This is a genomic window from Pseudomonas sp. TWI929 (genome assembly GCF_039673335.1).
Lineage (GTDB): Bacteria > Pseudomonadota > Gammaproteobacteria > Pseudomonadales > Pseudomonadaceae > Aquipseudomonas.
The window spans coordinates 21,992-33,875 of sequence record NZ_JBDJLK010000061.1 but is presented as its reverse complement, the minus strand read 5'-3'; the positions used below and the strand labels follow the sequence as shown (position 1 = coordinate 33,875).

Genomic DNA, 11,884 nt, shown 5'->3' with positions numbered 1-11,884 from the left:
CGCTCCTACAGGGACTGCACCACATTCAAAACCGGTGCATTACCCTGTGGGAGCGGGTTTACCCGCGAAGAGGCCAGTACAGGCGCTACATCACTCCAGCGCAGCCGCCGGCCCGAAGAACTCGTAGCGGCTCTGCTGCTCCGGCACACCCAGGCCCTTCAGCTGGCGCTTGACCGCCGCCATGAAGCCCTTGGGCCCGAGGAAGTAGGCATCCACATCACGCTCCTGCGGCAGCCACTCGGCCAGCAGGTCCTCGCTCAGCAGGCCTACGGCATCGGCCGCAGCACCACCCTCCGGCTCTTCATAGCAATAGAAGCGCTTGAGCTGCGGATGACGCTCGGCCAGGCCATCGATCCAGTCACGGAAGGCATGCACGGCGCCGTTGCGCGCGCAGTGAATGAAGTGCACCTCACGCTGGGTTTGCAGCGCTGCCTGCAGCATCGCCAAGGTCGGGGTAATACCCACGCCACCGCTGATCAGCACCAACGGCTTGTCGCTGGCCGCCAGGGTAAAGTCACCCGCCGGCGGGAACAGTTGCAGGGTATCGCCCACCACCAGCTGATCGTGCAGGTAGTTGGAAACCTTGCCGCCCGCCTCGCGCTTGACGCTGATGCGGTATTCCTTGCCGTCGCACAGCGCCGACAACGAGTAGTTGCGGCGCTGCTCGGCACCATCAATGTCCAGCTTCAGGCCAATGTACTGGCCAGGCTCGGCCTTGAGCACCGGCTTGCCATCCACCGGGGCGAAGTAGAACGAAACGATCTCGCTGCTCTCCTGCTCGCGACGTACCAGGCGGAACTCGCGGGTACCGCGCCAGCCGCCGTCGGCCTCTTCCTTCTGTTTATACAGGTTCTCTTCGGCACCAATCAGGATGTCGGCCAACTGGCCATAGGCCGCGCCCCAGGCGTCGATCACCGCAGGAGTGGCGATGTCCTTGCCCAGCACTTCCTCGATAGCGCGCAGCAGGCAGCTGCCGACGATCGGGTAGTGCTCGGGCAGAATCTGCAGGGCAACGTGCTTGTTGATGATCTGGCCGACCAGGCCGCCCAGCTGCTCCAACTGGTCAATGTGGCGGGCATACATCAGCACGCCATTGGCCAGGGCACGTGGCTGGTCACCACTGGCCTGGTGGGCCTGGTTGAACAGCGGGCGCACTTCTGGGTACTCGCTGAGCATCATCTTGTAGAAGTGGGTGGTCAGTGCTTCGCCGCCGCTTTCCAGCAGGGGTACGGTGGCCTTGATGATTGCACGTTGTTCGGCATTGAGCATTGCAACAACTCCTGAGCCTGTGGCTTCAAATGACTGCCCCTGCTATTACAGCAATCGTGCCAACTTTTATCGCCAGTAAAATCAGGGGTTTGACGCAGGTCATGTCAAAACGACCTACCCCGGCGTATAGTCAAATCGACTTACAGGAGTCCATATGACCACAAAGCCGCTGCTCACCACTCTGCTACCGTTGGTTAGCGACCTGTCCCGCGATTTACCTGATCAGGAACGCTACCGCCGCCTGTTGCAAGCCATGCGGGGCTTGCTGCCGTGCGACGCCGCCGCGCTGTTGCGCCTGGACGGTGAATGGCTGGTGCCGCTGGCGGTGGATGGCCTGAGCCCCGACACCCTGGGCCGGCGCTTCCGGGTCAGCGAGCACCCGCGCTTCCAGATATTGCTCAGCCGCCCGGAACCCACCCATTTCGCCAGCGACTCTGAACTGCCCGACCCTTACGATGGTTTGGTCAACGCCCCCGATGCCGACCTTGAGGTGCACGACTGCATGGGCTGCCCGTTGATGGTGGATGAGCGCCCGTGGGGCCTGGTTACCCTCGACGCCCTCACCCCCGGGCAGTTCCAGAGCATGGAGCTGGATGCCCTGCAAGCCTTTGCCAGCCTGGCCGCCGCCACCGTGACCGTGGCCGAGCGCATCGAGCACCTGGCCTTGCGCGCCGAAGACGAACACCACCGCGCCGAAATCTACCGTCAGGCCAGCGGCCAGGATAAAGAGCTGATTGGCCAGAGCCCCGCACACAAACGCCTGGTGGAAGAAATCCGCCTGGTCGGTGGCAGCGACCTGACCGTACTGATCACCGGCGAAACCGGCGTCGGCAAGGAGCTGGTGGCCCAGGCCCTGCACCAGGCCAGCAGCCGCGCCGACAAACCGCTGGTGAGCCTTAACTGCGCCGCCCTGCCCGACACGCTGGTGGAAAGCGAGCTGTTCGGCCATGTGCGCGGTGCCTTCACCGGCGCGCACGGCGAGCGCCGCGGCAAGTTCGAGCTGGCCAATGGCGGCACGCTGTTCCTCGACGAAGTGGGCGAGCTGCCGCTGACCGTGCAGGCCAAGCTGTTGCGCGTGCTGCAGAGCGGCCAGCTGCAGCGCCTGGGCTCGGATCGCGAGCACCGGGTGGATGTGCGCCTGATCGCCGCCACCAACCGCGACCTGGCCGAGGAAGTGCGCACGGGCAACTTCCGCGCCGACTTCTACCACCGCCTCAGCGTGTACCCGCTGCACGTGCCGCCATTGCGCGAACGTGGCAAGGACGTGCTGCTATTGGCCGGCTACTTCCTCGAACAGAACCGTTCGCGCCTGGGCCTGAACAGCCTGCGCCTGAGCAGCGAAGCCCAGGCCGCGCTAGTGGCCTACGGCTGGCCAGGCAACGTGCGTGAACTGGAACACCTGATTGGCCGCTCGGCACTCAAGGCGCTGGGCCAGCACACCGACCGGCCACGCATTCTCACCCTGGAAGCCATCGACCTGGACCTGCGCGCAACGGCGATGCCGGCCCCCCTGCCCTCCCCTGCGGCGCCATTGCAGGCGGCAACACTGCCCGAAGGCGGCCTGCGCGAAGCCGTGGACGTCTACCAACGCCAGGTGGTCGAAGCCTGCCTGCAACGGCATCAGGAAAACTGGGCAGCGGCCGCTCGTGAGCTTGGCCTGGACCGCGCCAACCTTAGCCGCCTGGCCCGCCGGCTGGGGCTTCGCTGAATTGAAACCCTGGGGGCGCTTTGCGCCCCAGAATCCCCCGCAGCCCTAAAGCCCGAGCAAAACAGGCCGATAACCGGTTATCCCCTGTTCCCGACGAAGGTCACCATGGCCACGCAAAATGCCCGCGCGGACTCGCTGTCCCTGCTGCTGTTCACACTGCGCAGCGGCAAGCTGATGGCAATCAACCTGCTCAAGGTCAGCGAGATCATCCCCTGCCCGCCGCTGACCAAGCTGCCCGAATCACACCCCCACGTGAAAGGCGTGGCGACCTTGCGTGGCCACTCGCTGTCGGTCATCGACCTGTCCCGCGCCATCGGCGAGCAGCCATTGGCCGACCCCAACGGCGGCTGCCTGATCGTCACCGAGATCAGCCGCTCGCGCCAGGGCCTGCATGTGCAGGCGGTAAGCCGCATCGTGCATTGCCTGAGCACCGACATCAAACCGCCGCCCTACGGCTCGGGCAATCGCTCGTTCATCACCGGCGTTACCCGCGTCGACAACACCCTGGTGCAGGTGCTGGACATCGAAAAGGTCATTCACGCAATTGCCCCGCCCGTGGCCGAGCCTCAGCACAGTGGCCTGAGTGAAGAAGACGCCAGCCTGCTGGCCGCCAGCAACATCCTCGTGGTGGACGACAGCAACGTGGCCCTGCAGCAATCGGTGCACACCCTGCGCAACCTCGGTATCGAATGCCACACCGCGCGCAGCGCCAAAGACGCCATCAACGTGTTGCTTGAGCTGCAAGGCACCGAGCAGGAAATCAACGTGATTGTCTCCGACATCGAAATGAGCGAGATGGACGGCTACGCCTTCACCCGCACCCTGCGCGAAACACCCGACTTCCAGCACCTGTACGTGCTGCTGCACACCTCGCTGGACAGCGCCATGAGCAGCGAGAAAGCCACCCAGGCCGGGGCCAATGCCATCCTGACCAAGTTCTCATCGCCGGAGCTGACCGATTGTCTGGTAGTGGCGGCGCGGACTGTGGTGTTCGCCGAGCGCTGATATGTTTAGCGACAAACTCCCCGGCTTGCTGCCGGGGGTGAGTCGGGCATAATTCGCGCCTCTCGCAAGCAACTTGGCGTAATCGCGTATGAAGTTTCTCAGCTCCATCCTGATCAGCTGCGCCCTCTTCAGCGGTATCGCCCACGCCTCCAGCAGCCAGGCCTGGAACGAGCAACGCCAGCAGATGCTCAAGGCCTGCCTGGCCGCCAGCCAGTTCAAGGACGCCCACGCCCGCGGCAAGCCCGCCGAGTTCGATGACCAGGTCGGCATGAGCGCCCTGCTGATCGAAGGCGTCTACCCACAGCAGCACATGCAACAGCGCACTGGTACCGAACTGTGCCTGTACGACCGCCAGCAGCAGCGTGCCTTCGTCAGCGAATGGAGCCCGGAAGCCAAGTGACCGATAGCCTGCGTTTTGGTTGTACCAGCTGCGGCAAGTGCTGCACCGGGCACCACGTGCCTTTGACCCTTGACGAAGCGCGCCGCTGGGCGGATGACGCCGGCCAGGTGATCGTGCTGATCGAAGCTTTCGTCACCGATGGCCCGGGTATGCCGCTGGAGCAACGTGATCACGTACTGCGCCGTTCCCATCCGGTGCCTTGCGGTGACGGCGAGGCACGGGTGTCGGTGACCTTTGCCGCGTTCAACCCCGGGCGTTGCCGCAACCTCGACGACAACGACCTGTGCACCATCTATGACCAGCGGCCGTTGGTGTGCCGCATCTACCCGGTGGAGATCAACCCGCATATTCCGCTGCGGCCAGAGGGCAAGGACTGCCCGCCCGAGGCCTGGCAGCAGGGGCCAGAGCTGATCCACGGTACGCAACTGGTCGATGCCGAACTGGAGGCCTTGGTTCAGGCTTCGCGCCAGGCCGACCGCGATGACATCGCCGCCAAGGTCGCGGTGTGCCAGGCGCTGGGTATGACCACCAGTGCACTCAAGGGCAACGGGTTTACCGCCTACCTGCCGAACATGGACGCGTTTGCTGCGGCGCTGGCGCAAGTGCCCGGGGATAACGGCGCACATTGGACCGTGCATGTGGAGGATGAGGCGCTGGTGGCGAGCTTGCAGGGGCATGGTTTGCACACGACCAATGAAACCCCGGTGTACTACGCCTTTATCGGTTTCTAGCCAGCACGTACACGATCCTCTGTAGGAGCGGCCTTGTGTCGCGATCGGGCCGCAGAGCGGCCCCTGGATTTCGGCCATGATGCTGATATTGCCGGGGCTGCTTCGCAGCCCTTTCGCGACACAAGGCCGCTCCCACAAAAAAAGCGAGACCGCGTATGGGCGGAGAGCTGAAACTGACAAGGCTGTCAGCCAGCGGTCATGCTGCCGACCCGGTTCTGGGGCTATAAGATTGAATACTGACCACCATTCCCTCCCCCTCTGGCCAAGGTGCCCGCACCGATGCGACGTCCGTCCCGTTCTGTCCTCCTCGCCGCCCTGGCACTCCTGGCCCTGGTAGTCGCGGGCAGCTGGTTCTCGCAACGCCAGCCAGCCCCCGCCACCCGTGCGCTAACGGCTGTTCCAGTGCGCGTGGTCAGCGTCGCCCAGCAGGACGTGCCACGCTACGCCAGCGCCATCGGCTCGGTGCTTTCGCTGCACAGCGTCGAGGTGCGCCCGCAGGTGGAAGGTGTGCTGACCCAAGTGCTGGTCAAGGAAGGCCAATGGGTGAAGGAAGGTGACCTGCTGGCCACCCTCGACGACCGCGCTATCCGCGCCAGCCTCGACCAGGCCAGCGCGGAGCTGGGCCAGAGCCAGGCGCAAATCCAGGTGGCCAATGTCGACCTGCGACGCTACCGCCTGCTAAGCACCGACAACGGCGTGTCGAAGCAGACCCTCGACCAGCAACAGGCCCTGGTCAATCGCCTGCAAGCCACGGTCAAGGGCAACCAGGCGGCCATCGCCAATGCCGAGGTGCAGCTGTCGTATACCCAGATCCGCTCGCCGGTGACCGGCAGGGTGGGCATCCGCAACGTCGACCCCGGCAACCTGGTGCGCACCAGCGACACCCGAGGCCTGTTCAGTGTCACCCAGATCGACCCGATCGCCGTCGAGTTCGCCCTGCCGCAGCAAATGCTGCCCACCCTGCAAAACCTGCTCAAGGCGCCCACCCCGGCGCTGGTGCAGGCCTATATGGACGCCGACGGTGAACGCAGCCTACTGGGCGAAGGCCACCTGGCGCTGATCGACAACCAGATCTCCGCCACCACCGGCACCGTGCGGGTGAAAGCCGAGTTCGACAACAAGGACGGCCGCCTGTGGCCGGGCCAACTGGTCACCATTCGCCTGCGCACCGGGGTGGAAGAAAACGCCCTGGTGGTGCCGCCACCGGTGGTGCAACGCGGCGTTGACGGGCACTTCGTCTACCGCCTGGACGGCGACAAGGTCACCAGCGTGCCGGTCAAGGTGCTGTACCAGGACAGTGGGCTGAACATCATTGCCGGGGTCAAGCCGGGTGAACGCCTGGTGCTCGATGGCCAGTCGCGGCTCAAGCCGGGCTCGCGGGTAGAGGTAGCTCCTGATGCCCCCGCCCCCTCGGAAATGGCCGACCGCCGGAGCCAGCCATGAACACGCGCAACAGTGTTTCGGCCTGGTGCATCGACCACCCCATCGCCACCTTGCTGCTGACCTTCGCCCTGGTGCTGCTGGGGGCCATCGCTTTCCCGCGTCTGCCAGTGGCCCCCCTGCCGGAAGCAGACTTCCCAACCATCCAGGTCACCGCCCAACTGCCTGGTGCCAGCCCGGAAACCATGGCCTCGTCGGTGGCAACGCCCTTGGAAGTGCAGTTCAGTGCCATCCCCGGCATGACCCAGATGACCAGCAGCAGCGCGCTGGGTTCGACAACCCTGATCCTGCAGTTCACCCTCGACAAGAACATCGACACCGCCGCCCAGGAAGTACAGGCGGCGATCAACACCGCCACCGCACGCCTGCCGCAGGACCTGCCCAACCCGCCGACCTGGCGCAAGGTCAACCCGGCCGACAGCCCAGTACTGGTGATGACGGTCAGCTCCAACCAGATGCCTGGCAACGACCTCAGCGATTACGCCGAAACCCTGCTGGCCCGGCAGCTGAGCCAAATTGAAGGGGTGGGCCTGATCAACATCACCGGGCAACTGCGCCCGGCGATCCGGGTACAGGCGCAACCCGAGAAGCTGGCTGCCATCGGCCTGACCCTGGCCGACCTGCGCCAGGCCATCCAGCAAACCAGCCTGAACCTGGCCAAGGGCGCGCTGTACGGCGAGCACAGCGTGTCGACCATCGCCGCCAACGACCAGCTGTTCCACCCCGAAGACTACGCCCAGCTAATCGTCTCGTACCGCGACGGCGCACCCGTGCACCTGAAGGACGTGGCCAAGGTCATCAACGGCGCGGAAAACGCCTACGTCAAAGCCTGGTCCGGCGACCAGCCGGGGCTGAACCTGGTGATCTTCCGCCAGCCAGGCGCCAACATCGTCGATACTGTGGACCGGGTCATGGCCGCCCTGCCCAAGCTGCAGGAAATGCTGCCGGCCTCGATCGAGGTGTCGGTGCTGCAGGACCGCACCCAGACCATCCGCGCCTCGCTGCATGAAGTGGAGCTGACCCTGATGATCGCCGTGGTCCTGGTGATCGGGGTGATGGCGCTGTTCCTGCGCCAGTGGTCGGCGACCATGGTGGTGTCCAGCGTACTCGGCGTGTCGCTGATCGCCAGTTGCGCACTGATGTACATCTTCGGTTTCAGCCTGAACAACCTGACCTTGGTGGCCATCGTTATCTCGGTGGGCTTCGTGGTCGACGACGCCATCGTCGTGGTAGAGAACATCCACCGCCACCTGGAGGCCGGCGACGACAGCCGCACCGCAGCGCTCAAAGGCGCCGGGGAAATCGGCTTTACCGTGGTGTCGATCAGTTTTTCGCTGATTGCCGCGTTCATCCCGCTGCTGTTCATGGGTGGCGTGGTTGGCAGGCTGTTCAAGGAGTTCGCCCTCACCGCCACTTCCACCATCCTGATTTCGGTGGTGGTTTCGCTGACCCTGGCGCCCACCCTGTGCGCGCTGTTCATGCGCCGCCCGCCGGGCGAGCACAAGGGCGGCTTTGGCGAGCGCCTGGTCAAGTGGTACGAAAAGGGCCTGGACCGTGCCCTCGCCCATCAGCGCCTGACCCTCGGTGTGTTCGGGGTGACCCTGGCGCTGGCGGTGGCCGGTTACGTGGCCATCCCCAAGGGCTTCTTCCCGCTGCAGGACACCGGCTTCATCCTTGGCACCAGCGAGGCCGCGGCTGATGTGTCGTACCCGTCGATGATCGAGAAGCACCAGGCGCTGGCGAAAATCATCGGCGCCGACCCGGCGGTGCGTGCGTTCTCGCACTCGGTGGGCGTTACCGGCAGCAACCAGACCATCGCCAACGGCCGCTTCTGGATCGCCCTCAAGCCGCGTGGCGAGCGCGATGTGTCGGCCAGTGAGCTGATCGACCGGCTGCGGCCCAAACTGGCCCAGGTGCCGGGCATTGTCCTGTACATGCGCGCCGGCCAGGACATCAACCTCAGCTCGGGGCCTTCGCGCACCCAGTACCAGTACGTGCTCAAGAGCAACGACGGTGATGCGCTGAACCTGTGGACCCAGCGCCTGACCGAGCGCCTGCGGGAAAACCCGGCGTTCCGCGACCTGTCCAACGACCTGCAACTGGGCGCCAGCGTCACCCGCATCGATATCGACCGCCAGGCTGCGGCCCGTTTCGGCCTGACCACAACCGACGTCGACCAGGCGCTGTACGACGCCTTCGGCCAGCGGCAAATCAGCGAGTTCCAGACCGAGACCAACCAGTACAAGGTGATCCTCGAACTGGATGCGCGCCAGCGCGGCAAGGCCGAGAGCCTCAACTACTTCTACCTGCGCTCGCCGCTGACCAACGAGATGGTACCGCTGTCGGCCGTGGCCCACGTGGCGCCGCCCAGCACCGGGCCGCTGTCGATCAGCCATGATGGCCTGTTCCCGGCCGCCAACCTGTCATTTAACCTGGCCCCTGGCGTGGCCTTGGGCGATGCGGTGAGCATCCTTGACCGCACCCAACGCGAGCTGGGCATGCCCGACTCCATCAGCGGCAACTTCCAGGGTGCGGCCCAGGCCTTCCAGAGCTCGCTGTCGAGCCAGCCATGGCTGATCCTGGCCGCACTGGTTGCGGTATACATCATCCTTGGCGTGCTGTACGAAAGCTTCGTCCACCCGCTGACGATCATCTCCACCCTGCCCTCGGCCGGCCTCGGCGCGCTGATATTGCTGTGGGCCATGGGCCAGGATTTCAGCATCATGGGGCTGATCGGCGTGGTGCTGCTGATCGGTATCGTCAAGAAGAACGGCATCCTGCTGATCGACTTCGCGCTGGAAGCCCAGCGCCACCAGGGCCTGACACCCGAGCAGGCGATTCACCAGGCCTGCCTCACGCGCTTCCGGCCGATCATCATGACCACCCTGGCCGCCTTGCTCGGCGCGGTGCCGCTGATGTTCGGCTTTGGCACCGGCGCCGAATTGCGCCAGCCACTGGGCATCGCCGTGGTCGGTGGCCTGCTGGTGAGCCAGGCACTGACGCTGTTCACCACCCCGGTCATATACTTGGCCCTGGAGCGCCTGTTCCACCGCCGCCAGGCTGCCCGTGCGGCGGCACCCAGTGCCAGTTAGGACAAGACCATGCGCGTGCTGATCATCGAAGACGAAGAAAAAACCGCCGACTACCTGCATCGCGGCCTTAGCGAGCAGGGCTTTACCGTCGACCTGGCGCGCGACGGCATCGATGGCCTGCACCTGGCCCTGGAGGGCGACTACGCGGTGATCGTGCTGGACGTGATGCTGCCAGGCCTGGACGGCTATGGCGTGCTGCGCGCATTGCGCGCGCGCAAGCAAACGCCGGTGATCATGCTGACCGCCCGCGAACGGGTCGAAGACCGCATCCACGGCCTGCGCGAGGGTGCCGACGACTACCTGGGCAAACCGTTCTCGTTCCTTGAGCTGGTCGCCCGCCTGCAGGCCCTGACCCGGCGCAGCAGCAGCCATGAACCGTTGCAGGTGCAGGTGGCGGACCTGTGGATCGACCTGATGGCGCGCAAGGCCACGCGTGCCGGCCAGCGCCTGGAGCTGACCGCCAAGGAATTCTCGCTGCTCAGCGTGCTGGCCCGCCGGCAGGGCGAAATCCTGTCGAAGACGGCAATTGCCGAGCTGGTCTGGGACATCAACTTCGACAGCGACGCCAACGTCGTCGAAGTGGCGATAAAGCGCCTGCGCGCCAAGCTTGACGGGCCCTTCGACAACAAGCTGCTGCACACCATCCGAGGCATGGGCTATGTCCTGGAAAACCGTGCGGGGTAATTCCATCGCGCTGCGTTTGTCGGCGCTGTTCATCCTGGTGGCGCTGGGCGTGTTCCTGCTGATCGGCTCGGCGCTATACCGCCAGGTCGACCGCAGCCTCGACCTGCTGCCGCAAGCCGAACTGGACGCACGCTTCAGCGTGCTGGAGTCCACCCTCAACCGCTTCGGCACGCCAGAGCACTGGGCCAAGATCAACAACAAGCTCAACCTGCTCAGTGAAGAGGACAAGCGCATCCGCTTCTGGGTGGTCAGCAGCAACCCGGCCTACGAATATGGCCACCCCAGCGAGCTGGTCCGGGCATTCGCGGAAGGCCCACAGGGCATGCGCGACTTGCGCCTGCCCGACCGGCCCTACCCGTACAAGGTGCTGGTCAGCGAGCTGCCGGCGCTTGGCGAGCGGCCACCGCTGCGTTTTCTGATCGGTATCGACACCGAAACATTCTGGCAGGCCCAGCACAGCCTGCTGGTGGCGATTGTCGGGCTGGCGGTGCTTGGCGTGTTGCTGGCTTCGCTGCTGGGCTACTGGGTGGCGCGCATCGGCCTGCGCCCATTACTGGCATTGTCCAACGAAGCCCAGGCCCTGGCCCCGCCGCGCCTGGACGGGCGTTTGCAGACCCACGCCCTGCCCCCCGAGCTGGCGCAGTTCGCCGGTGCCTTCAACGCCGCGCTCGACCGGGTCAGCCAGGCCTACTCCAGGCTGGAGGCGTTCAATGCCGACGTCGCCCACGAATTGCGCTCGCCGCTGACCAACCTGATCGGCCAGACCCAGGTAGCGCTGACCCGTGGCCGCAGTGCAGAGCATTACTTCGAAGTGCTGCAGTCGAACCTGGAAGAGCTGGAGCGCCTGCGCAGCATCATCAACGACATGCTGTTTCTGGCCAGCGCCGACCAGGGCAGCAAGGCCACTGCCCTGACCCAGGCTTCGCTGGCCGAGGAAGTGGCAACCACCCTCGACTACCTGGACTACATCCTTGAAGACGCGCAGGTGAGCGTAAGCGTGCGCGGTGACGCCCAGGCCCCCATCGAAAAGGCCCAGCTGCGCCGGGCGCTGATCAACCTGCTGAACAACGCTGTGCAGCACACGGCACCGCACCAGGTGATCCAGGTGCAGATCGATGCCGGGCCCGAACAGGTCAGCATCGCCGTGAGCAACCCTGGGCCGGCGATTGACGATGAACACCTGCCGTTGCTGTTCGAGCGCTTCTACCGGGTGGATGCGGCGCGTAGCAACAGCGGTGGCGGCAACCATGGGTTGGGGTTGGCGATCGTCAAGGCGATTGCGCTGATGCATGGGGGCGAGGTGTTTGTGCGCAGTGGGGCTGGGGCGAATACCTTTGGTATCAGGCTGCCCACCCATGCCTGACAGGCGGTCGCGGTCCATGTGGGAGCGGCCTTGTGTCGCGAAAGGGCTGCACAGCAGCCCCCGGCAATTGCTGCCATGGCACGGAACCTGGGGCCGCTTCGCGCCCCTTTCGCGACACAAGGCCGCTCCCACAAAAAAAAATACCGCGCAGGCCCTCTAGCATGCGGGTTTGCGGCGAAAGTACTATTGCTT

Annotated in this window: 9 protein-coding genes; 8 read left to right on the top strand and 1 reads right to left on the bottom strand. The window is 65.0% G+C overall.

What is annotated here, in order from left to right:
- Positions 1 to 90: 90 nt before the first annotated feature.
- Positions 91 to 1,269 (bottom strand): NO-inducible flavohemoprotein, encoded by a 1,179-nt coding sequence (gene hmpA / locus ABE456_RS20855; protein WP_346645612.1) that lies wholly within the window; start codon positions 1,267 to 1,269, stop codon positions 91 to 93.
- Between the two features lie 154 nt (positions 1,270 to 1,423).
- Between hmpA and norR the strand changes: the two genes are divergently transcribed.
- The 8 genes from norR (at position 1,424) to ABE456_RS20815 (ending at position 11,692) form a co-directional block, all read left to right on the top strand.
- Positions 1,424 to 2,977, top strand: coding sequence for a nitric oxide reductase transcriptional regulator NorR (norR, locus tag ABE456_RS20850; protein WP_346645611.1), 1,554 nt, complete (start codon positions 1,424 to 1,426; stop codon positions 2,975 to 2,977).
- 105 nt (positions 2,978 to 3,082) lie between these two features.
- Positions 3,083 to 3,982: a chemotaxis protein gene (locus ABE456_RS20845; RefSeq protein ID WP_346645610.1), complete on the top strand. Its 900-nt coding sequence runs from the start codon at positions 3,083 to 3,085 to the stop codon at positions 3,980 to 3,982.
- A gap of 88 nt (positions 3,983 to 4,070) precedes the next feature.
- Positions 4,071 to 4,382 (top strand): hypothetical protein, encoded by a 312-nt coding sequence (locus ABE456_RS20840; protein ID WP_346645609.1) that lies wholly within the window; start codon positions 4,071 to 4,073, stop codon positions 4,380 to 4,382.
- Complete coding sequence (locus ABE456_RS20835) at positions 4,379 to 5,113, top strand: YkgJ family cysteine cluster protein (RefSeq protein WP_346645608.1); 735 nt, start codon at positions 4,379 to 4,381, stop codon at positions 5,111 to 5,113. Before ABE456_RS20840 ends, ABE456_RS20835 begins: the two co-directional genes overlap by 4 nt.
- Positions 5,114 to 5,392: 279 nt before the next feature.
- A complete protein-coding gene (locus ABE456_RS20830; protein ID WP_346645607.1) occupies positions 5,393 to 6,556 on the top strand; it encodes an efflux RND transporter periplasmic adaptor subunit in 1,164 nt (387 codons plus the stop codon).
- On the top strand, positions 6,553 to 9,645 hold the full coding sequence (locus ABE456_RS20825; protein WP_346645606.1) for a multidrug efflux RND transporter permease subunit: 3,093 nt from the start codon (positions 6,553 to 6,555) through the stop codon (positions 9,643 to 9,645). Before ABE456_RS20830 ends, ABE456_RS20825 begins: the two co-directional genes overlap by 4 nt.
- A 9-nt stretch (positions 9,646 to 9,654) precedes the next feature.
- A complete protein-coding gene (locus ABE456_RS20820) occupies positions 9,655 to 10,329 on the top strand; it encodes a heavy metal response regulator transcription factor (protein WP_264361800.1) in 675 nt (224 codons plus the stop codon).
- On the top strand, positions 10,304 to 11,692 hold the full coding sequence (locus ABE456_RS20815) for a heavy metal sensor histidine kinase (RefSeq protein ID WP_346645605.1): 1,389 nt from the start codon (positions 10,304 to 10,306) through the stop codon (positions 11,690 to 11,692). The genes ABE456_RS20820 and ABE456_RS20815 overlap by 26 nt, the downstream gene beginning before the upstream one ends.
- Positions 11,693 to 11,884 lie beyond the last annotated feature (192 nt).

Coding starts and splice junctions, on each gene's coding strand:
- norR (WP_346645611.1), top strand. CDS start 1,424: ATGACCACAAAGCCGCTGCTCACCACTCTGCTACCGTTGGTTAGCGAC.
- ABE456_RS20840 (WP_346645609.1), top strand. CDS start 4,071: ATGAAGTTTCTCAGCTCCATCCTGATCAGCTGCGCCCTCTTCAGCGGT.
- ABE456_RS20815 (WP_346645605.1), top strand. CDS start 10,304: ATGTCCTGGAAAACCGTGCGGGGTAATTCCATCGCGCTGCGTTTGTCG.
- ABE456_RS20845 (WP_346645610.1), top strand. CDS start 3,083: ATGGCCACGCAAAATGCCCGCGCGGACTCGCTGTCCCTGCTGCTGTTC.
- ABE456_RS20830 (WP_346645607.1), top strand. CDS start 5,393: ATGCGACGTCCGTCCCGTTCTGTCCTCCTCGCCGCCCTGGCACTCCTG.
- hmpA (WP_346645612.1), bottom strand. CDS start 1,269: ATGCTCAATGCCGAACAACGTGCAATCATCAAGGCCACCGTACCCCTG.
- ABE456_RS20820 (WP_264361800.1), top strand. CDS start 9,655: ATGCGCGTGCTGATCATCGAAGACGAAGAAAAAACCGCCGACTACCTG.
- ABE456_RS20825 (WP_346645606.1), top strand. CDS start 6,553: ATGAACACGCGCAACAGTGTTTCGGCCTGGTGCATCGACCACCCCATC.